Here is a 21655-nt window from a genome sequence, read left to right as displayed (position 1 = left end):
CGTCACCGGAACCGCATGACCACCGTGCTCCTGAGCCTGGGCAGCAACGTCCAGCCTCGCCGCTACCTCCACGCCGCGGTGACGGCCCTGCGCGAGCGCTTCGGCGCGCTGCAGGTCTCACCGGCCTATCGCACTGCCGCGGTCGGCTTCGATGGCCCGGCCTTCCTCAACAATGGCGTGGCGATCCAGACCGATCTGCCGCTGCAGGAACTGGACGACTGGCTGCATGCGCTGGAAGACGCGCATGGCCGCGACCGCAGCGGGCCGCGCTTCTCCGACCGTACGCTGGACATCGACGTGGTGTTCTACGGCGACCTGGTGGTGGAAGGCCCCGGCCATCTGCGCATCCCGCGCCCGGAACTGAAGCACGCCTTCGTACTGAAGCCGCTGGCGGACATCGCGCCGGACTTCATCGATCCGGTGAGCGGCCAGGACCTGGCCACGCTGTGGCGGGCGCACAAGCAGCATGGTGAAGCCTTCGAGGTCGTGGACCTGGGATGAAGGGTCGCCGGCCAGCGGCCGGCGCTACCGGTAGTGCCGGCCGCTGGCCGGCAACATGTCAACTGACCGTACGCCCACCATCCACGCGCAGGGTGTGGCCGGTGACGAAGCTGGCCTCGGCCACCAGCCAATACACCGCCTCGGCAATCTCCTCGACGGTGCCGATGCGGGCCAGCGGCGTGCGCGCCAGCAGTGCCTCGCGGGCGAAATCGTCCTTGCCCTGTTCCGGCCACAGGATCGCGCCCGGCGCCACGGCATTCACCCGCACCTTCGGGGCCAGTTCCAGTGCCAGCGAGCGGGTGGCCATTTCCAGCGCGGCCTTGGCCATGGTGTAGGCGATGTGGTCGCGCATCGGGTCGGTGCCGTGCAGATCGGTCAGGTTGACGATGCAGCCCTGCTGCCGGCGCAGGTAGGGTGCGGCGGCCTGTGACAGCAGCAGCGGCGCGCGGGCGTTGACCGCGTACAGCTCGTCCATGGCCGCGGCGGTGACCTGGCCCAGCGGAGTGGGGAAGAAGTTGGAGGCGTTGTTGACCAGCGCGTCCAGGCGGCCGAAGTGGGCCACGGCCTGTTCCACCAGATCGGACAGGGCATCGGCGTCGCGCAGGTCGGCCTGCAGGGCCAGCACGCTGCCCGGGCGGATGTTCTCCAGGTCGAACGCGGCCTGCTGCAGCTCGGCGCTGGACGTGTGGGCGTGCAGCACCACCGACCAGCCACAGGCGTGGAACTGGCGGGCGATGGCCGCACCGATCCGGCGGGCGCTGCCGGTGATCAGGGCCACGGGGGCGGTGTCGCTCATGAGGGTCCTCCAAGGCTCGGCTATCCTGTGCACCATTGTCACCGCATTCGAAGACACCATGCAGCCCACCTTCCCCCTGCCCGAAGCCGACGCCCTGGCCCACAGCGACCAGCTGGCGGCCGCCCTGCGTGCCGAAATCCTTGCGCAGGGCGGGGCGATCCCGTTCTCGCGCTTCATGGAGCTGTGCCTTTACGCCCCCGGCTGGGGCTATTACAGCGCCGGCGCCAGCAAGTTCGGCGGCAGTGGCGATTTCACCACCGCGCCCGAGCTCGGCAGCCTGTTCGCTGGCAGCGTGGCCAACGCGCTGGCCCCGGTGTTCGCCCAGCTGGATGCGCACGCGCGCATGCTGGAACTGGGCGGCGGCACCGGCGCTTTCGCCGAGGCCGTGCTGCTGCGCCTGGCCGAACTGGACGCGCTGCCGGCGCGTTACGCCATCCTCGAACCCAGTGCCGATCTGCGCCAGCGCCAGCAGCAGCGCCTGCAGCAGAACCTGCCGGCCGAGCTGGCCGGCCGGGTGGAGTGGGTCGACCGCCCGTTCGACGATGACTGGGACGGTGTGGTATTCGCCAACGAGGTGATCGACGCGCTGCCGACCCCGCGTTTCCTCATCAAGGACGGCGAGGTCTACGAGGAAACCGTCGAGCTGGATGGCGACGGCAACTTCATGCGCGGCGCGCAGCCGGCCGACGTGCTGCTCAACGGCGCGGTGCGGCACCTGGAACGCTATCTGGAAAAGCCCTTCGCCGATGGCTACCGCTCCGAAGTGCTGCCGCAGCTGCCGTACTGGCTGCAGGCGGTGGCCGGCGGCCTGCAGCGCGGCGCAATGCTGTTCGTCGACTATGGCTACAACCGCGGCGAGTTCTACCAGCACGACCGCGATGATGGCACCGTGCGTGCGTTCTACCGCCACCACGTGCACAACGAGGTGTACCGCTGGCCGGGGCTGCAGGACATCACTGCGTCGGTGGATTTCACCGCCATGGCCGAAGCGGGCCTGCACGGTGGCTTCGAGCTTGCCGGTTACTGCAGCCAGGCCAGCTTCCTGCTTGGCAACGGGCTGGACCAGGTGCTGGTGCTGGCCGAGGAGCGTACCGATGAAGTGGGCCGCATCCAGCTGCGCGACCAGGTGAAGAAGCTGACCCTGCCGACCGAGATGGGCGAGCGCTTCCAGGTGATCGGCCTGCAGCGCGAGGTGGATTTCGAACCGGCCTTCGAGCTGGGTGACCTGAGCTGGCGCCTGTGAGTGCGGCGTTGCCGGTGATCAAGCCGCTGCGTCGCCCACGGCTGTGGACGGCGTTGTGGCTGCTGGCAGTGCTGGTGGTGATCGTGGTCTGCCTGATCCCGCCGCCGCCGATCGACCTGCCGCAGAACGGCGACAAGGTCGAGCATTTCCTGGCCTATTTCATCCTGTCCGGCAGCGCGGTGCAGTTGTTCCGCCGTGGTACGCCGCTGCTGTGGGCGGGCGTGGGCCTGGTGCTGATGGGCGTGGGCATCGAGTTCGCGCAGGGCGCGCTGACCAGCAACCGCAGCGCCGACCCGATGGATGCACTGGCCAACACGATCGGCGTGTTGTCGGGCCTGACGACCGCCCTGACCCCGCTGCGCGACATCCTGCTGCGCTGGCGGGGCTGAGGTAACCGCGCTTGGGGTCAGAGCCCTTTCCTACGGAAAGGGATCCGACCCCGGGCCAGTAGATCCACGCCATGCGTGGATGCCGTTACTTCTGCAGCGTCATCTCATCCAGCACCCACATCGCCGGGCGCGTATCGCCGGTGAAGTTGATGCACAGATCGTCGCGACCCGAGATCCCCTTCGGCAGCGCCGCGCGCAGGGTGACAAAGCCATTCTCATCGGTGTTGGCCGGCAGCGGCACCTGGGCAACGACCTTGCCGGTGCAGTCACCGCGACGGACCAGCATCTCGCCGTTGCGGCTCCTGGCCTTCTCGAACCTGCGCGCCGGCTCGTCGTGGGCCAGCTGGAAGTAGTACGGAATGCGCCCGGCCCGCACTTCAACACTGCCGATGCCGTCCAGCTGTGCCGACGGCCAGCGCCAGCACGGCTGGAAGATGTCCACGGTGAACACCGTGCGTGCGCCTTCGCGCGGGCCGTCGTCTTCCAGGCGCAGCACCAGGCCCTTTTCGCCCACGCAGCTGCGCAGTTCCTGGCTGTGGCGGCTGAGCAGCGACTGCGCGGTGAACGAGGCCACCGTCGGTGCGGCGGCCAGCGGCTGGCCCTGGAAGAACGCGGCCGCCTGCACGGTGGCCGGCACCGGCTGGGTCAGCGGCTGCTGGTACAGCGGCGAGGATGCCGTCACCGGGCTGCCGTTGGTGCTGTAGCGCACTTCATAGCCCAGCGGGTTGGCCAGCGACACGGTCACCGTGTTCGCGGCGCGGTCGTCGGTATGGGCCACGCCCACTTCGAACGGTGTCTGCGCATAGGCCAGGCCCCAGGCGCGGTAGCGTTGCAGCTGCGCGGGCAGGCGGGCGAGGAAATCGCGGAAGTCGCGCTGCTCCGGCGTGCTCCAGCCGGTTTCGGCCACGGCGGCCAGGCGCGGGAACAGGTTGTGCTGCAGGCGTGCGTAGCTGCGCGTGTGCTCGGTGAACATGTTCGCCTGCAGGCCCAGGATGTGCCCGCGCTTGTCGGCGGCCAGCTCGGCCGGCACCGGCTCGAAGGCGTACAGCTTGGCCAGGTTGACCTGCGCCGGGCGGCCCGGCGGCTCGTTCGGCGAGCCGGTCTGCAGGTAATCCAGGTACAGGTGGCTGACCGGCGACATCACCACGTCGTGGCCGCTGCTGGCTGCAGCCAGGCCGCCTTCGGTGCCGCGCCAGGACATCACCGTGGCCTGCGGCGGCAGGCCGCCTTCGAGGATCTCGTCCCAGCCGATCAGCCGGCGGTCGTGTTCCTCCAGGAAGGTCTCCAGGCGCTTGATGATGTGGCTCTGCATGGCCATCTCATCCTTGATGCCCAGTTCGCGCATGCGCTGCTGCACCTGCTTCGATGCGATCCACTGGTCCTTCACCGCCTCGTCGCCACCCACGTGCACGTACTTGGCGGGGAACAGCTGGATCACTTCTTCCAGCACGTTCTCCAGGAAGGTGACGGTGCCGTCCTCGACATTGAACAGGTTCGGGAACACGCCCCATTCGCTGATCGGCTTCAGCGGCGTGCTGATCGAGCCCAGTTCCGGGTAGGCCGCGATCGCCGCGGTGGCGTGGCCGGGCACGTCGATTTCCGGAATCACCTGGATATGCAGCGCGGCGGCATAGGCGATCACTTCACGGATCTGCTCCTGCGTGTAGAAACCGCAGTACGGGTATTCCTGCTTCGTCACCGGATCGATGCCGCCATCGCCGGCCGGCAGGCGGCAGCTGCCCACTTCGGTCAGCTTCGGGTAGCGCTTGATCTCCATGCGCCAGCCCTGGTCATCGGTCAGGTGCCAATGGAAGGTGTTGAGCTTGTGCGCGGCCATGGCATCGAGCACGCGCTTGATTTCATCCAGGCTCTGGAAGTGGCGTGCCGAGTCGAGCATGAAGCCGCGCCAGCTGAAACGCGGCGCATCCTGGATCTGCACGGCCGGCAGCACGCCCTGGCTGCCGCCGGTGGCCAACTGGGCCAGGGTGGTGGCGCCGTAGAACAGGCCGGTCTCGTTGCCGGCCTGCACCAGCACGCCCTGGGCGGTGCTCTCCAGCGTGTAGCCCTCGCCGCTGTCGCGGAAGGTGGGAATGATCTGGAAGCGGATGCTGCCGCCCTTGCCAGCGGCCCGGGCAGCGGTCTTGCCGCTGGCCAGCGCCAGGCGCGGGCCGCCACTGCGCGCCAGCAGGTCGGCGAACTGGGCTGCCACGCGCTGCTCGGCTTCGCTGTCGGCGTGCAGGGCCGTGCCTGCGGCCACGGTGATGCCGGCGCCATTGCCACGCTGCACGTTGGCCGGCGCGGGGATCAGCATCAGGCTGCCGGCGCGCAGCTGCGGGCCGGGGCCGGTATCCAGTGCCGGCAGATCGGCCGCCTGGGCGGCGGCGGGAAGCAGCGCCAGGCCCAGCAGCATGCTGGCAAGGGGGAAGGGTCGCATCGTCTCACTCCTGTGGTGGGCGGCTCGCTGTGCCGCGCGTGGCCGCCGCGCAGGCGGCGATTCCGGTCTCCCATCGTACGACGGGCCCGGAAATCCGGGCCCGTCGCGATGTGCAGCTGGTGCAGTCTTAGAACTTGAAGTGCAGGGTGGCCATGTAGCGGCGGCCACTCTTGTACTTGCCAGCCAGGTGTTCCTTGTCACCCAGGTACTGGAAGTAGGTCTCGTCCAGCAGGTTCTGCGCGTCCACCGTCAGCGACCAGTTGTCGTTGAAGGTGTAGCCGAAGCTGGCACCCAGTTCCGCGTAGTCGTCCACGCTGGACGGGGCGGCACCGGCCACGTAACCGCCGGCCAGGTAGCTGTCACGCCAGTTATAGGTCAGGCGCGCATTGATCGGGCCCTTCTCGTAGTACGGGCTGAAGGCAATGGCATTGCGCGACTGGTACGGCAGCGGATCGCCGGTGTTGTTCTCACCATTGGCGTAGGTGTAGTTGGCGGTCAGGCCGAAGCCGCTTTCGCCGAAGGGCTGCTGGAAGCTGATGTTGAAGCCCTTGACGTGGCCACTGCCGGCGTTGCGCGGGCGCTGGATGCTGTAATCGCAGTAGCCGTCGGCGGTGCAGCCGTTGGTACCGACGATGTTCGCCCAGGTGGCCGGCGAGGTATCGCGGATCGAGTTGTACTGGCGCTCGATGGTGGCCGAGGTATCGATGTAGTTGTCGATCTTCTTGTAGAACACCGACCAGGCCACCACCGCCTGCGGCGCGTAGTAGTACTCGGCCGAAGCGTTGAAGTTCCACGACTCATACGGCGACAGATCGGCGTTGCCGCCCGAACCGGTCAGGGTGGTGTCGTTGAGGAAGGTGTTGTTGACCATCTGGTTGTACGGCGCCCAGGCGATCACCTTGGCCGCGGCGAAGCGGAACACCCAGTCGTTGTCGGTGTCCCAGGCCACGTTCAACGACGGCAGCACGAAGTCTTCCTTCTTCGTGCGGGTCTGCCACTTGCTGTCCAGGTCGGTCAGGGTAGGCGTGCCGCCGTAGACGAAGCCGCTGCCTTCGGTCTTGGAATCGACGTAGCGCACGCCCAGGTTGCCGCGCAGCGGGCCGTTGGAGAAGTTCAGCTGCGCGTAGGCCGCGTTGTTGGTCTGGGTCAGCGCCCAGCTGTTGTTGAGGTAGCTGGCCGGATCGGGGTTGCTGTAGTCGATCGGGCTGTTGCGCACCCAGTTCAGCACGTTGTTGCGGCCGGCCTGCACGTGGTGGCCCTGGTCGTTGGTGAAGCCCTGGATGTCGGTCAGGCCGATGGTGCCCACGTCGGCCAGCGTGCCCGGGGTGACGCCGCCGTACACGTTGAGGGTGAAGGCCTCATCGTGCTTGCCGTGGCGCACGCCGAACTGCAGCTGGTTGAAGATGCTGTCGAACTGGACGTTGAAGTCGAGCTGGGCGTAGGTGTCCTTGCTCTCGGTGGAGAACACGCCGTTGTTGCCGAACCAGCCACCGGCCGAGCCCCAGTTGGCCGGGTCGCGGGCGCCTGCCGGGTCATCGAAGGTGATGCCCTTGTCCATGTTCCAGCTGTAGCCGCCGTTGTAGAACGGCTCGATGAAGTACTGGGCCAGGTTCTTGTTGTCGGACTTGCTCTGGCCGGCCTGGCCGGTCACGCCCCAGCTTTCGCCCTTCCAGGCGCCGCGCAGGTCCACGCCCTTGGTGACCACTTCGGACAGGCGCACGTTGTTGTCATAGATCAGCGTGCCGCTGTTGGCGATGGCGCTGGGGTTGGAGTGGCCGCTGGTGGCCACGCCATTGCGCACGTCGCCGAGCTGGTTGACGGCGTTGACGGTGCCCGGGTTCCAGGTCAGGAAGGAATAGAGCGACTGGTTGTAGTTGTCGAACTTTTCCTTGATGTACATGCCGCTCAGGTTGAACTCGAGCTCGTCGGTCGGCTTGAACTGCAGGTTGACCACGGCGCTGTCACGCTTGCGTTCCTGCTGGAACCAGGCGGCATTGAACGAGTTCGGCACGTCCACGTCGGCGGCCACGCCGGTGGCGTTGGGGAAGGTACTGGCCTTGGTGTAGCCGAACACTTCCTTGCCTTGGCGGTCGACGGCTTCTTCGTAATGCTGGGCCGACACGGCCACACCGAAGGTTTCGTCGTTGTTCTTCCAGCTGTACAGCACGGCAGCGTTCGGCTTGCCTTCGCTGGCCTGCTGGCTGTAGCTGTAGCCAACCGAGGCGGCCACTTCGTTCTGCTTCAGGTCCAGCGGCTGGCGGGTGTGCATCAGCACGGTGCCGCCGAGGCTGCCTTCGGTCAGTCGCGCTTCGGACGACTTGATGATCTCGGCGCGGCCCAGGATCTGCGGGGCCAGCAGCGTGTAGTCGAAGCCGCGGTTGGGCTGCTCGCCATACAGCCAGATGGCCTGCGCCACCGGGTGGTTGTCGAGGAAGGACAGGTTGAGGCTGGGGTCGGTGCCGTCGATGCTGACGCGCTCGCCCTGGCCGAAGCGGCGGTCCAGGGTGACGCCCGGGATCTGCGACAGCGCTTCAGCAACGTTGGTGCTCGGGAACTTGCCGATGTCCTCGGCGGTGATCGCTTCGGACACACCGACGTTGTTGCGCTTGGTGTCCAGCGACTTTTCCAGGCTGGCGCGGATGCCCACCACCTGCACGGTGTCCAGGTCCTGCGGGGTGGCCTGCTGGGCGTGCGCCGAGAAGGCGAGGCAGCCGACGATGGCTGCCGAAAGCAGAGTCTTGCGGGTGTTCATGATGTCTCTCCTCATCACTGATGTGCGTTGTCGGCGGCGAACGAATGGCAGGTCATGCCTGGCGCCAGCAGGGGCTGCCGGGCGCGATGGTGCGATTCCAGTGCGTCGTGCGTACTGCGGTGCTGCGTACTGCTTGCTGCGTACTGCGGTTCAGGCGTTGGCGTGGAGCAGGAACCAGCTGGCGGCGCCGATGACGCCCAGCTGCCCGTGCTCGACCACCTTCACCGGGATGCGTGCCAGCGCTTCGCCCATCGGCCCCTTCTGCAGGTAGCGTTCGACGAAGGTGCTGGCATGCAGGTATTCGCGGATCTGCGGCAGGATGCCGCCGGCCAGGTAGACACCGCCCTGTGCGCCATAGAACAGCGCCATGTCACCGATGGTGCTGCCGAGCAGGCCGCAGAACACATCCAGCGCCTGGCGCGCCAGGGCATCGGTGCCGGCCATCGCTGCGGCGGTCACCGCATCCGGGCTGGCCAGCACCGGTGCCTGCCCCTGCAGCGCGCAGATGGCGCGGTACAGGTTCATCAGGCCGGGGCCGGACAGCGCGTGTTCGATCGACACGTGCGCGCGGTCGCGCTGCATGTGGCGGACGATCGCCATTTCCAGTTCGGTGCTGGCCGCCAGCGTCGGCTGGCCGGCTTCGGTGGGCAGGACCACCGGGCCGTTCGGGGTGGGGATCCACAGTGCGGCGCCCAGGCCGGTGCCGGGGCCGACCACCAGGGTCGGGCCGCGCGGTGCGGTCTCGGGGCCGCACAGGTGCAGCACGCCGCTGGCATCCACCTGCGCCGCGGCATAGGCCACCGCTTCGAAGTCGTTGACGATGTGCACGTGCTGCAGCCCGACGTCCGCTTCCACCTGGCGGGCCGACAGCGGCCACGGCAGGTTGGCGGTGATCACCGTGCCGTCCTCGCGGGCGAAGCCGGCGGTGGCTACCACGCACTGGCTGGGCCGCGCGCTGTCACCGAGGAAGTCGGTGAGGATCGCGCTGAGGCCGGCGTAGTCGGCGTTGCGGTACTTGCGGTATTCCAGCAGCTGCACCGGATGTGCCTCGTCGCCGCTGGCCTGGGCCCGGGCCACGCGCACATGGGTGCCACCGACGTCGGCGGCCAGGAACGAGGGCGCGACTCGGGACAGGACATGGGCCGGGGCGGGGTGGCTGGCGGTCACGCGGGCTCCTGCTGCAGGTGAGGGCCGGACCCACGAAAGGCCTGGCGATTGGGCGGAGTCTGTAACTGCGCTGACAACGATGTCAACGAGTTCGTGACACTTTCGTTGCTGCGCCGCAACGAATGAGAGACACGGTAAACGTTTACATGGTCTTGACCTGGCGTTAACCCGAAAGCCGTTGCGCCATGGGCCTCTAGGGCCAGAGCGCATTCAGCGCGGATCGCGGGTGTTGCCTTGCGCAGTGCAGCACGCCCGCATCGGGCCCGTGCAATCAAGTTGACAAACCGCTGTGGTCCATCGAAAGAATGTGACAACGTTGTTCCCAGCCACTCTCCGACACCGCCTCCTGCGGTGGTCGCCGCAGGAGCCCACCCGATGTCCGCCGTCACTGCTGCAAGCGCGCGCCCGAACGTTGCCGCCTCCATCGCCATCGTCGGCGTGCTGTTCTTCCTGATCGGCTTCTTCACCTGGCTCAACGGCCCGTTGATCACCTTCGTCAAGCTGGCCTTCGAGCTCAGCGAAGTTGGTGCCTTCCTGGTGCTGATGGTGTTCTACCTGTCCTACTTCTTCCTGGCCCTGCCGTCGTCGTGGATCCTGCGCCGCACCGGCATGAAGAAGGGGCTCAGCCTGAGCCTGCTGGTGATGGCCGGCGGCGCGGCACTGTTCGGTGAATTCGCCACGCAGCGCTGGTACCCGGGCGCACTCGGTGGCCTGTTCGTGATCGGCAGCGGCCTGGCCCTGCTGCAGACCGCGATCAATCCCTACATCTCCATCCTCGGCCCGATTGAAACGGCGGCGCGCCGCATCGCGCTGATGGGCATCTGCAACAAGATCGCCGGCATGCTGGCACCGGTGCTGATCGGCACGCTGGTGCTGCATGGCATCGGCGATCTGTCGGCCACCGTCGCCACTGCCGACGAGGCCACCAAGGCGCAGCTGCTCAACGAATTCGCCGCCAAGATCCACGCGCCCTACCTGGCCATGGCCGGTGTGCTGGTGGTGCTGGCGGTGGCGGTGCTGTTCTCGCCGCTGCCGGAAATCAAGCCGTCCGAAGCCAATGCCACGCCGAAGGCAGCGGGCGCTGCCGAACGCCGCAGCATCTTCCAGTTCCCGCACCTGTGGCTGGGCGTGCTGTGCCTGTTCGTCTACGTCGGCGTGGAAGTGATGGCCGGCGATGCCATCGGTACCTATGGCCACGGCTTCAACCTGCCGCTGGACCAGACCAAGATGTTCACCTCGCTGACCCTGTTCGCCATGCTCATCGGCTACGTGGTCGGCCTGCTGCTGATTCCGAAAGTGGTGTCGCAGTCGCGCTACCTGACCATTTCGGCGGTGCTGGGCGTGCTGTTCTGCCTGGGCGCCTGGGCCACCCACGGCTATGTCTCGGTGGCCTTCGTGGCGCTGCTGGGCTTTGCCAACGCGATGATGTGGCCGGCCATCTTCCCGCTGGCCATCCGCGGCCTGGGTCGCTTCACCGAAACCGGCTCGGCCCTGCTGGTGATGGGCATCGCCGGCGGCGCGATCATTCCGCAGCTGTTCGCGGTGCTCAAGCAGCACATCGATTTCCAGCTGGTGTTCGTCCTGCTGATGGTGCCGTGCTACCTGTACATCCTGTTCTACTCGGTGATCGGCCATCGCGCCGGCCTGCCGCAGGACAAGGTCTGATCGGCGATGATGGACGGCAGCCAACCCCAGGAAAAGCCGATGCGCAGAGCGACCATCAAGGACGTTGCCGAAAAGGCCAAGGTCTCGCTGAAGACGGTGTCGCGGGTCATCAACAACGAACCGTCGGTGATGCAGGCCACCCGTGCGCGGGTGCTGCGGGCCATCGCCGAACTCGACTACGAACCCGATCCGTCGGCGCGCAACCTGCGCAGCGGCACCACGTTCGTGATCGGGCTGGTGTACGACAACCCCAACCCGTACCACATCATCGGCGTGCAGAACGGCGTGCTCGCCGCCTGCCGCGAAACCGGCTTCGGCCTGCAGATCCATCCGTGTGATTCGAGCTCGCCGATGCTGGCCGATGAACTGGCCGACTGGGTGCAGCGTTCGCGCCTGGCCGGGCTGGTGCTGACCGCGCCGATGTCCGAGCGCCGCGACCTGATCCAGACGCTGACCGCGCGCGGCATCAAGCTGGTGCGCATCATCGCCGCCACCGAGGATCCGGCCGATGGCGCCTGCGTGTTCGTCGACGACCGCGAGGCCGCCTACGAAGTCACCGAGCACCTGATCCAGCTCGGCCACCAGCGCATCGGCTTCCTCTGGGGTGGCTCCTCGCACCGGTCTTCGGGCGAGCGCTATGCCGGTTACGAAGCCGCGCTGAAGGACTACGGCATGACCGTGGACAAGCACCTGGTGGTGCAGGGCGACTACACCTTCGACGATGGCTTCCGGGGGGCGCGCCGCCTGCTGGCGCTGCGCGAACCGCCCACCGCCATCTTCGGGTCCAACGATGAAATCGCTGCCGGCGTGCTGGCGGCGGCCAAGTCGGCCGGCATGAACGTGCCCTACGACCTGTCCATCGCCGGCTTCGAGGACAGCCCGTTCTCGCGCCAGTCGTGGCCGCCGCTGACCACCGCCAAGCAGGCCACCGAGGACATCGCCCGCCATGCCGCGCGCCTGCTGATCGCGCAGCTGCGCAGCGATGCCTACGACGATGCCCCCGCCGCCCTGCAGAACCAGGGCTTCGTGCCGCAGCTGGTGGTGCGCGGTTCCACCGCACCGATGCGCCCGGCCAGCGTGCGCCCCCTTCCTTCCGATCCCGCCTGAGTCCGCCATGTCGCTGTCCGACCCCACCGCCACCCTGATGTTCGCCGAGGCTGCTGAAGCGGCCGACGTGGTTGCCCGCCAGTTCGCCCGCAACCACGCCACCCTGGAAACGCTGGCCGCCAGCCTGCGCGCGGCACCGCCGCCGTTCGTGGTGACCTGCGCGCGCGGCAGCTCCGACCATGCCGCCACCTACGGCAAGTACCTGCTGGAAACCCAGCTGGGCCTGGTGGTTGCCTCGGCATCGCCGTCGGTGGGTTCGGTCTACGCCGCACCGCTGCAGCTGCGCGGTGCGTTGTTCATCGTCATCTCGCAGTCGGGCAAGAGCCCGGACCTGCTGCGCAATGCCGAGGCCGCCAAGGCCGCCGGCGCGCGCGTGGTTGCCCTGGTCAACGTCGAGGATTCGCCGCTGGCGCAGCTGGCCGACACGGTCATCCCGCTGCATGCCGGTGCTGAGAAGAGCGTGGCGGCGACCAAGAGCTACCTGGCCTCGCTGGCCGCGCTGCTGCAGCTGGCCGCCTACTGGAAGCAGGACAGCAGCCTGCGCGCCGCGCTGGACCTGCTGCCCGATGCGCTGCGTGCCGCGTGGCAGTGCGACTGGAGCGCGGTCTCCGATGGCCTGGTCGATGCCACCAACCTGTTCGTGCTCGGCCGTGGCCTCGGCCTCGGTGCGGCGCAGGAAGCGGCGCTGAAGTTCAAGGAAACCTGCAGCCTGCATGCAGAGGCCTACAGCTCGGCCGAGGTCAAGCACGGCCCGATGGCGCTGGTCGGCCGCGGCTTCCCGGTGCTGGCCTTCGCCCAGCCTGATGAAACCGGTGCCGGTACGCGCGCGGTGGTCGAGGAATTCAGTGCGCGCGGTGCCCAGGTGTGGCTGGCCGGCGCCGGTGGCGACCTGCCGGTGGCCGTGGCGCCGCACCCGCTGTGCGCACCGCTGCTGACCGTGCAGAGCTTCTACCGCGCCATCAACGCACTGGCGATCCGCCGTGGCTTCAATCCCGATCTGCCGCCGCACCTGAACAAGGTCACGGAGACGGTCTGATGGCCACGGTCCTGCGCAACGCCCGCATCCTCACCGGCGATGATTTCCGCGACGACCTGGCGGTGGTGATCGAAGACGGCCGCATCATCGCGCTGCTGCCCGATGCCGCCCCGCAGCTGGGCCAGGCCGACGAGCAGGTGGACCTCGGCGGCGGCTGGCTGCTGCCGGGCTTCATCGACGTGCAGGTCAACGGCGGTGGCGGTGCACTGTTCAACAACACCCCGGATGTCGCCTCGCTGCGCACCATCGCGCAGGCCCACCGGCGCTTCGGCACCACGGCACTGCTGCCGACGCTGATCAGCGACGACGTGGCGGTGATGCGCGAAGCGATCGCGGCGATGCGCGAGGCGATCGCACAGGCGGTGCCGGGCGTGATCGGCATCCATCTGGAAGGCCCGTACATCGCCCCGGCGCGCAAGGGCACCCATGACGCCAGCAAGTTCCGCGTGCCCGATGCCGAGGAAATCGCCCTGGCCGCGTCGCTGGACAACGGCGTGACCCTGCTGACCCTGGCGCCGGAACGCGTGCCGCTTGAGACCATCCGCGCGCTGGTCGAGCGCGGGGTGATCGTCGCGGCCGGGCATACCGCAGGCACGTATGAAGAAATCCGCGATGGCCTGGATGCTGGCGTGCGCGGCTTCACCCATCTGTACAACGCGATGTCGCCGCTGCAGGGGCGTGAGCCCGGTGCCGTCGGTGCAGCGCTGGAAGACCGCGACAGCTGGATCGGCATCATCGTCGATGGCGTGCACGTGCACCCGGCCAGCCTGCGCGTGGCGCTGGCCGCCAAGCCGCGCGGCCGCCTGCTGCTGGTGACCGACGCGATGCCGCCGGTCGGTGCCGATGACCCCAGCTACGTGCTGTACGGCGAAACCATCACCGCCGTCGACGGCGTCGTGCGCAATGCCGCCGGCGCACTGGCGGGCTCGGCGCTGGACATGGCCACCGCGGTGCGCAACACCGTGCAGCTGCTCGGCCAGCCGCTGGCCGAGGCCGCGCGCATGGCATCGACCTACCCGGCGCAGTTCCTCAACGTGGATGACCGCCTGGGCCATATTGCCGAAGGCTACCAGGCCGACCTGGTGCTGCTGGACGATGCCCTGCAGGTGCGTGGCACCTGGATCGCCGGACAGTACGAGGCGGCCTGATGAACACTGCGCCGCCACGCCGGCTGGGCTCGATCGACGCCCTGCGCGGGCTCACCGTGGCGGCGATGCTGCTGGTCAACAATCCCGGTGACTGGAGTGCGGTGTTCGCGCCGCTGCGCCACGCGGAATGGCATGGCTGCACGCCCACCGACCTGGTGTTCCCGTTCTTCCTGTTCCTGGTGGGCGTGTCGATGGCCTTCAGCGTGGCACCGCGTGCACAGGATCCCCTGGCGCGCCCAGCGCTGGCCAAGGGCGTGCTCGAACGCGCGCTGCGCATCGCCATCGCCGGCGTGCTGCTGCACCTGCTGGTGTGGTGGGCGCTGCACACGCATCACTTCCGCATCTGGGGCGTCCTGCAGCGCATTGCGCTGTGTGCGGCGGTGGTCGGCGTGGTGGCGGTGTATGCGCGGCCACGCGTGCAGGCCGCGCTGCTGGTGGCGCTGCTGGTGGGCTATACGGTGCTGCTGCTGGGCATCGGCGATCTGGCACCGTGGACCAACCCCGCCAGCCGCCTGGACACCACGCTGTTCGCGCCCTTCATCTACCAGTGGCACGCCGATACCGGCCTCGGCCACGACCCGGAAGGCCTGCTGAGCAGCCTCGGCGCGCTGGCCAGCACCGTGCTGGGCCTGCTGGCCGGGGCCCTGCTGCGCCATGGGCGTGCGGGCGCACTGGCCGGCCTGGGCGTGGCGACGGCCGTGCTGGGCCTGCTGCTGGCCAGCGTACTGCCGCTCAACAAGCAGCTGTGGACGCCGAGCTATGTGCTGTGGACCGGCGGCCTGGCCGCGCTGGCGCTGTGGCTGGCGCACCTGCTGATCGACCGCCGCGGCTGGCCCGCGTTGGGCCGCCGCTTCGGCGTCAATGCCATCACCGCCTACCTCGGCGCCTCGGTGATGTCGGTGCTGCTGTTGGCGACCGGCGCCTGGGGCTGGGTGTGGCAGCAGCTGTCCACCGCGCTGCCCGAGGCACTGGCGCTGGCGTCGATGCTGCAGGCGCTGGCGTTCGTCACCCTGTGGTGGGGCGTGGCGTGGTGGCTGGACCGGCGTCGCATCTACTTGAAGATCTGAGGGCACCTGTCCTTGGATTGGCCTGAACGCCTTCATGCACATGCACGCCACGTGATGCCCGCGCGATTTCACACTCGCACTGTGATGCTTCCGGCATAACGTCACACCTGAACCCTTCATGGCGCCCCAGCGGCGCCCGCAGTGTCCATATCCGCAATTCCTGACTTCCCGATCCAGGAGTGCCGTATGTCCGTTGCCGCACCGCGTCCGCGCCGCTTGACCCGCTGCCTGCTGCAGGCCCTGGCCGTTCCCGCCGCACTGGCCGCCACCGTGCCCATCGCCTGGGCAGGCTGCGACAGCGTCGCTCCGCTCACCGGGCAGACCGTCACCTGCAGTGCCGCTGCACCCAACCCGCAGACCGTGCCGGTCAGCGCCAGCGGCGAATCCGGTATCACCGTCACCGTCGCCAGTGGCGCCCAACTGCAGCAGAGCGGCGGCGGCAGTGCCATCACCCTGGTCGGTGCCGGCGGCCACCAGCTCGGCAACCAGGGGGCGATCAGTTCGGCAGGCGGCATTGCCGTTCAACTGGGCGGCGGCAGCCGCGTCGACAACCTCGGCAGCATCAGCGCCGGCAACAACACCGCGCTGCAGTTCGTCGGCGCCGGTGACAGCGTGCTGGTCAACCGCGGCACCCTCACCGGCCTTACCGGCGTGCAGTTCGGTACCGGCAACGATCGCCTGGAGATGCTCGATGGCAGCATCAGCGGCGGCGTGCTGCAGGGCGATGGCAACGACGTGCTGCTGCTCAGCGGCGGCACCGTCGACCGCGTCGACCAGGGCAGTGGCGATGACCAGATGACCGTCAGTGGCGGCACGGTCACCGGGCTGGTGACGCAGGGCAGTGGCCGCGATGATTTCGTCATGACCGGCGGCACGCTGGGCGCCCTGCAGCAGGGCGACAACATCGATACCTTCCGCATGAGCGGCGGCCGCATCATCGGCGCCTTCGAGGATGGCGACCAGGCCTGGATGACCGGTGGCCGCATCGGCCGGGTCAACATGAAGCTGGACAAGAATCTGTGGGACCAGTCCGGTGGCACCGTCGACGGCAACGTCGTCACCGGCTTCGACACCGACACCATCATCATTTCCGGCACCGCCTACATCGGCGGCAACATCAGCGTCAGTGGTGGCAACGACAGCGTGACCATCACCGACGGCACCGTGCGCGGCCAGGTACTGCTCAGCACCGGCAACGACACCTTCAACTGGAATGGCGGCGGCATCGTCTACGGCGCCATCGATGGCGGGCCCGACGACGACGTGGCCACGCTCAGCAACCTCAACCAGGCCAACCTGGGCGCAGTGCCGCTGTTCGATGGCGGCAGCGGCAGTGACCGGCTCAGTTTCAACAACGTCAAGACCACCGGCGTGGCCCGCTTCCAGAACTGGGAGGCGATCAGCCTGGCCAGCAGCACCGAGCTGACCTTCGATGGTGACCTGGTGCTGGGTGACAGCGGCACTGGCACCGGTACGCTTACCTTGGACGACACCAGCACGCTCTACGCCGGCAACGGCGCGCATGCGCTGCGGCCGTTCGCTGCCGGCGCGCTGGTGGATGTGGTCAACGCCGGCCGCATCGACCTGACCGGCAGCGGTGCCGGTGATGTCTTCAGCATCTGCGGCAACTACCGCGGCGAGGGCGGCGGCCTGTACCTGCGCACGGTGCTGGCGGGCGATGGATCGACCAGCGACCGCCTGGTGATCGACGGCGGCAGTGCCAGCGGCACCACCGGCATCGGCATCCTCAATGCCGGCGGGGGCGGCGCAGCCACGCTGGCCGACGGCATCCTGGTGGTGCAGGCGCTCAATGGGGGGACCACTGCGGCCAATGCGTTCTCGCTGTTCGCGCCGGTCGCGGCGGGCGCCTATGAGTATTTCCTGTTCAAGGGTGGTGTCAGTGCGGGTACCGGCGAGAACTGGTACCTGCGTTCAACCCTGGTGGCGGGCCCGACCCCGGCCCCGAACGGCAGCGGCACCGCCACGCCGCCACCGCCCACGCCCGATGTCGCTCCGCCGCCGCCGATCACGCCCGCACCTCCGCCGCCGCCAGAGGGCGCGGTTGATCCGGACCTGACCGCGGGCGAAGCCGCACCGCCGCCACCGCCGCCCGAGCCCGCGCCCGTGGCGCCGCCCAGCGACCCGGCCGTGCCCGACGTACCGGTGGCCGGCAGCAGTCTGCCGGGCGCCGGCGCCATTCCGCCCAGCCCCGGTGCGCGCCCGGCACAGGGCGACGTGGTACCGCTGTACCGGCTGGAAACCGCCGCCTACGCGGTCGTCCCCCCGCTGCTGCGCGAGACCTCGCTGGCCAGCCTCGGTACCTTCCACGAGCGCCAGGGCGAACAGCGCCTGCTCTACGGCAACGGCGCCTTCCGCACCGCCTGGGGGCGGCTGGTGGGGCAGAGCAGCGACATCCAGTGGAAGGGCGATGCCCAGCCGGGCTTCGACGGTGACGTGATGGGCGTGCAGGCCGGCCTGGACCTGTGGGCCGGCGCGGGCGACCACCATCGCAACCAGATCGGCGTGTTCGTCGGCCGCACGCGCGCGCAGGGCAAGACCCTCGGCACGGCGCTGGGCTGGGAAAACGTGGAGGTCGGGCAGAGCCGGTTGGATGACAAGCACGTGGGCCTGTACTGGACCCTGACCGGCAGCGAAGGCGGCTACCTCGACGCCGTGGCCATGCAGAGCCGCTACGACGGCCGCACGCGGTCCTCGCGCGGGCTCGGCATCGACGTCAAGGGCGACGGCACCACGCTGTCGCTGGAAGCGGGCAAGCCCCTGCTGCAGTTCGGGCAGTCGTCCTGGTGGCTGGAGCCGCAGGTACAGGTGATCTGGCAGCGCAGTTCGCTGGATGACCAGCGCGACCTGGTGTCGGCCGTGCGCTTCGACAATGACAACGCCTGGACCGGCCGCATCGGCCTGCGCCTGGCCGGCGATTACCAGCTGGCCGACAACGGCTGGCAGCCGTACTTCAAGGTGAACTACTGGCACGGCCGCGCGGGCGAGGATCGCATCCAGTTCGACAGCGACACGATCATCAATTCGCAGCGCTCACGCGCGCTGGAAGCCGGCGCCGGTGTGGTCGCGCGCTTCAACCGCACGATCAGCGCCTACGCCGTGGCCGACTACACGCGCGAACTGGGCGGCGACAGGAACGAGAAGCGCCGCATCATCGAAGGCAACATCGGCCTGCGCGCGGACTGGTAGCGCCGGGCCTTGCCCGGCGGTGGTGGTATGCACGCAATACCCGCCGCAGGCGCGTATGCTGTTTCTGTAACCCACGACGAAGGAACGTCGAATGTACGTCGATCTGCGCGTCATGGCTGTGGCACTGTTCTGCGCCATGGCCTTGGCCGCCCCCGCTGCAGCCATCGAACTGCCCACCGCACAGGCGCGCATCGAACTGCTGGACATGCTGGAACGCGAGGCGCTGTACCGCGACCGCGTGGACTGGCCGGAGATGCGAGCGCGCTTGAGTGCCGCCCAGGGCAACCCGGAAAAGATCCGTGACGTGCTCAAGGAAGCCGTCGGCCGCAGCACGGGCGGGCACGGCGCCTGGATCAGCGCGGAGCGGATGCGGGCGGAAGGGAAGCGGCTCGGTCGCGTCAACGCCGCCCGCACTGCCGCGCCTGGCGCAGTGGGCGCCCCTGTCCCTGCACCGCGCCTGGATCCGCGCATTGGCTGGGTGGACGTCGGCGGATTCTCCGTTGTTCCTGGCCCGGTCGCGCAGCAGCAGATGCAGGATCGCGCAGCGCGCTGGCAGGCGACCATCCGTGAGCAGGACAACGGCAGCCGCTGCGGGTGGATCGTGGATCTGCGTGGAAACACCGGTGGCAGCATGTGGCCCATGTTGCTGGGCGTCGCGCCGCTGCTGAGGAGCACCGCCGTCGCTGACGAGATCGTGGGCGCGTTCGCTGAAGCAGATGGACCGATGCTCTGGCATTCCACGCCTTCAGATGTACGTCTTGGTGCGGATGTGATCGTTGACCTCGGCCAGTCTGCTTATCAAGCGAAGCAGCTGGGTGCGCCCCTGGCTGTCCTTGTCGGGCCGCTCACAGCCAGTGCCGGCGAAGCGACGGTGCTGGCCTTCCGCGGCCGGCCGCAGACGCGCAGTTTCGGCGAGCCGACCGCAGGCGTGTCCACCGCCAACGTGGTGCGTCCTCTGGTCGACGGCAGTTCGCTGGTGCTGACCACCAGCGTGATGCAGGACCGCAACGGCCGCGGCGATGGACTGAAGATCACGCCGGATCAGCGCACCCGCAGCGACACCGCCACCATTTCCGCTGCACAGGCCTGGCTGCTGGCACAGCCGGCGTGCGCCATACGCTGACAAGGATTCAACAATGAACTCACGTTTCCCCGCGCGCGCCGTCGTCGGCGCCGCCCTCCTGATCGCCTGCATGGGCCCGGCCTTCGCGGCTCCGGCTGACAGCGTGGAACTGCCTTCCGCCGAAGCGCGGGAACAGATGCTGCACCTGCTGGAAACACAGGCCCTGTACCGCGATCGCGTGGACTGGAACGATGTGCGCGCGCGATTGGCCGCCGCAGGCGATGACCGTGTACAGCAGCGCCGCGTGCTGGATGAAGCGGCCACGCGCAGCAGCCGTGGACATGGCCGATGGATATCGCCCAGCCAGCAGCGCGAACGCTCCGGCCGCGCCCAGCGCCTGAATGCCGGGCAGGGCGCTGCGTTGGCAGAATCCCCGGCCGTCGATGCCCGCATTGGCGTGCTGAAGGTCGGCCCGTTCGTGGAGGATCTGCAGCGCAGCGAGCAGGAGCGTCATGACGCGCGCAAGGCCTACGCGCTGGCGCTGCAGCAGCGCATTGTCGATCTGGATGACGGCACGCGCTGCGCCTGGGTGGTGGATGCAGGCAGCAACGGTGGCGGCAACATGTGGCCCATGCTGCTGGGGTTGTTGCCGTTGCTGCAGGGAACACCGGATGCCCAGGGGGCATTGATCGGCGCTTTCCGCAGTGCCGATGGCCTGCAGTGGTGGCGGCAAGGGGAAGGTGAAGTCCGGCAGGACGGCACGCAGGGGCTGCGCTCGCGGCAGGCCGCCTATCGCCTGCGCGCAGGTAGCGCTCCGGTCGCGGTGCTGATCGGTGCACGCACCGCGAGTTCAGGTGAAGCCGTGGCGTTGGCATTCCGCGGGCAGGCGGGCAGCCGCAGTTTCGGCCAACCCAGCGCAGGCTTTTCCACCGGCAATCGGCCCGTGACACTGGTGGATGGCACCACGTTGCTGTTGACCCACAATGTGATGGCTGATCGCAACGGACAGGGTGACGGTGCGAAGCTGCAGCCCGACGAGACCACGGCCACCGGACCGGCAACCCTGGCCGCCGCGCAGGCCTGGCTGCTGGCCCAGCCCGCCTGCAAAGACGGCTGACCGATGATGATGATCGGCCAGCAGGAACGGGTGGTGGTGGTCGGCCCGACCGAGGCCCATCACTGCCTGCGCTGCCAGACCGAAACCGGCTTCACCCCGCGGCTGCGCTACCGCATGGCGCGCATCGATCTGCTGTTCGGCTTCGTCTACCAGCGCCGCTACGAGCTGGCCTGCACTGGCTGCGGGCATGGTTGGCTGCTGGATACCGACACCATGGACCAGCAGCTGGGCGGGGTGCCGATCCCGTTCCGCCACCGCTTCGGCCTGCCGGTGATGCTGGTGGTGGTGGCTGGCCTGGCGGTGGCCGGGTGGATGTGGCGGCAGGGCTATCTGGCCTGAGGCCCCGTCCTGCTAAAGTGACAGCCTGCAATCACGTACCGGAAGCGACCATGGACCACGACACGCCGTTCGAACCCCTCAACGACCTGGAGGTCCGCCTGCTGCAGGCACAGGACGGTACGCTGACCGCGTCGCAGTTCCTCGATGGCCTGCTGACCGCGCCGGTGTTCGTGCTGCTGGACAAGGCCATCGGTGAGGATGGCGCCTGGGACGAGACCATTTCGCCGCTGGTGCTGACCAGCGAGGGTGGCGAGCCGATGTTCGCGGTGTTCACCGCGCCCGAGCGTGCTGGTCTCTGGCACGAGCAGTTGCCGCAGTTCGCCCATGCGATGCCGATTGCCGTACACGCGCTGCTGGCCGGTATTGGCGAGGGCGTCGGCCTGGTGCTGAACCCGGGCCTGGATGTGGGCATGGAGATGATTCCCGATGCGGTGGCCCAGCTGAAGGATCGCGCTGCGGCGATTACCCGCGGGATGGCGCACTGACCGAGGGCCTGATCCGCCCACTGTCGTTTTCAGACCGGCGTGGGCGGTTGCGGTCTTGCTGCTCGACGGATTGTGAGCATTTCGTACTTTTTCTAAAGCGTTCAGAGGCCTGATAGCGTTGGCGTTTCGCGGGCGGTAC

The 21655-nt window shown here is 68.3% G+C and carries 17 protein-coding genes; 13 read left to right on the top strand and 4 right to left on the bottom strand.

Going from position 1 to position 21655, the window contains the following annotated elements:
- The first annotated feature begins 15 nt into the window (after positions 1 to 15).
- Complete coding sequence (folK, locus tag C1927_RS17965) at positions 16 to 501, top strand: 2-amino-4-hydroxy-6-hydroxymethyldihydropteridine diphosphokinase (protein ID WP_108747379.1); 486 nt, start codon at positions 16 to 18, stop codon at positions 499 to 501.
- Positions 502 to 559: 58 nt separating this feature from the next.
- Here folK and C1927_RS17960 read toward each other — a convergent pair whose 3' ends face one another.
- Positions 560 to 1297, bottom strand: coding sequence for a pteridine reductase (locus C1927_RS17960; RefSeq protein WP_108747378.1), 738 nt, complete (start codon positions 1295 to 1297; stop codon positions 560 to 562).
- Positions 1298 to 1355: 58 nt separating this feature from the next.
- Here C1927_RS17960 and C1927_RS17955 point away from each other — a divergent pair, with 58 nt between their 5' ends.
- Both C1927_RS17955 and C1927_RS17950 read left to right on the top strand, forming a co-directional pair.
- Positions 1356 to 2540, top strand: coding sequence for an SAM-dependent methyltransferase (locus C1927_RS17955; protein WP_108747377.1), 1185 nt, complete (start codon positions 1356 to 1358; stop codon positions 2538 to 2540).
- Entirely contained in the window at positions 2537 to 2929 is a 393-nt protein-coding gene (locus C1927_RS17950; protein ID WP_108747376.1) for a hypothetical protein, read from the top strand. Before C1927_RS17955 ends, C1927_RS17950 begins: the two co-directional genes overlap by 4 nt.
- 85 nt (positions 2930 to 3014) lie before the next feature.
- Here the strand turns inward: C1927_RS17950 and C1927_RS17945 are convergent, their stop codons facing one another.
- From C1927_RS17945 to C1927_RS17935, 3 genes are all read right to left on the bottom strand, one after another.
- A complete protein-coding gene (locus tag C1927_RS17945; protein WP_108747375.1) occupies positions 3015 to 5363 on the bottom strand; it encodes a family 20 glycosylhydrolase in 2349 nt (782 codons plus the stop codon).
- Between the two features lie 127 nt (positions 5364 to 5490).
- On the bottom strand, positions 5491 to 8115 hold the full coding sequence (locus tag C1927_RS17940; protein WP_108747374.1) for a TonB-dependent receptor: 2625 nt from the start codon (positions 8113 to 8115) through the stop codon (positions 5491 to 5493).
- A 150-nt stretch (positions 8116 to 8265) separates the two neighbouring features.
- Positions 8266 to 9282, bottom strand: a complete 1017-nt coding sequence (locus C1927_RS17935) for a glucokinase family protein (RefSeq protein WP_079223355.1) — start codon at positions 9280 to 9282, stop codon at positions 8266 to 8268.
- A 375-nt stretch (positions 9283 to 9657) separates the two neighbouring features.
- On the opposite strand from C1927_RS17935, the gene C1927_RS17930 reads away from it, so the two are divergent.
- The 10 genes from C1927_RS17930 (at position 9658) to C1927_RS17885 (ending at position 21516) form a co-directional block, all read left to right on the top strand.
- A complete protein-coding gene (locus C1927_RS17930) occupies positions 9658 to 10947 on the top strand; it encodes a sugar MFS transporter (protein ID WP_079223353.1) in 1290 nt (429 codons plus the stop codon).
- A 39-nt stretch (positions 10948 to 10986) separates the two neighbouring features.
- Complete coding sequence (locus tag C1927_RS17925; RefSeq protein ID WP_079223351.1) at positions 10987 to 12054, top strand: LacI family DNA-binding transcriptional regulator; 1068 nt, start codon at positions 10987 to 10989, stop codon at positions 12052 to 12054.
- Between the two features lie 7 nt (positions 12055 to 12061).
- Positions 12062 to 13090 (top strand): SIS domain-containing protein, encoded by a 1029-nt coding sequence (locus tag C1927_RS17920; protein ID WP_108747373.1) that lies wholly within the window; start codon positions 12062 to 12064, stop codon positions 13088 to 13090.
- Entirely contained in the window at positions 13090 to 14238 is a 1149-nt protein-coding gene (gene nagA, locus C1927_RS17915; RefSeq protein ID WP_108747372.1) for an N-acetylglucosamine-6-phosphate deacetylase, read from the top strand. Before C1927_RS17920 ends, nagA begins: the two co-directional genes overlap by 1 nt.
- Complete coding sequence (locus C1927_RS17910; RefSeq protein ID WP_108747371.1) at positions 14238 to 15305, top strand: heparan-alpha-glucosaminide N-acetyltransferase domain-containing protein; 1068 nt, start codon at positions 14238 to 14240, stop codon at positions 15303 to 15305. Before nagA ends, C1927_RS17910 begins: the two co-directional genes overlap by 1 nt.
- Before the next feature lie 186 nt (positions 15306 to 15491).
- On the top strand, positions 15492 to 18512 hold the full coding sequence (locus tag C1927_RS17905; RefSeq protein ID WP_108747370.1) for an autotransporter domain-containing protein: 3021 nt from the start codon (positions 15492 to 15494) through the stop codon (positions 18510 to 18512).
- A 91-nt stretch (positions 18513 to 18603) separates the two neighbouring features.
- On the top strand, positions 18604 to 19635 hold the full coding sequence (locus tag C1927_RS17900) for a S41 family peptidase (protein WP_079223346.1): 1032 nt from the start codon (positions 18604 to 18606) through the stop codon (positions 19633 to 19635).
- 13 nt (positions 19636 to 19648) lie between these two features.
- The gene (locus tag C1927_RS17895) at positions 19649 to 20692 is read left to right on the top strand and encodes a S41 family peptidase (RefSeq protein ID WP_079223345.1); all 1044 of its coding nucleotides are present in this window, start codon (positions 19649 to 19651) and stop codon (positions 20690 to 20692) included.
- Positions 20693 to 20695: 3 nt separating this feature from the next.
- Positions 20696 to 21031 (top strand): hypothetical protein, encoded by a 336-nt coding sequence (locus tag C1927_RS17890; protein ID WP_079223344.1) that lies wholly within the window; start codon positions 20696 to 20698, stop codon positions 21029 to 21031.
- A gap of 50 nt (positions 21032 to 21081) precedes the next feature.
- Positions 21082 to 21516, top strand: a complete 435-nt coding sequence (locus tag C1927_RS17885; RefSeq protein WP_079223343.1) for an SseB family protein — start codon at positions 21082 to 21084, stop codon at positions 21514 to 21516.
- Positions 21517 to 21655 lie beyond the last annotated feature (139 nt).

Source organism: Stenotrophomonas sp. ZAC14D1_NAIMI4_1 (assembly GCF_003086775.1).
Lineage (GTDB): Bacteria > Pseudomonadota > Gammaproteobacteria > Xanthomonadales > Xanthomonadaceae > Stenotrophomonas.
This window is presented reverse-complemented; position numbering and strand designations above follow the sequence as displayed.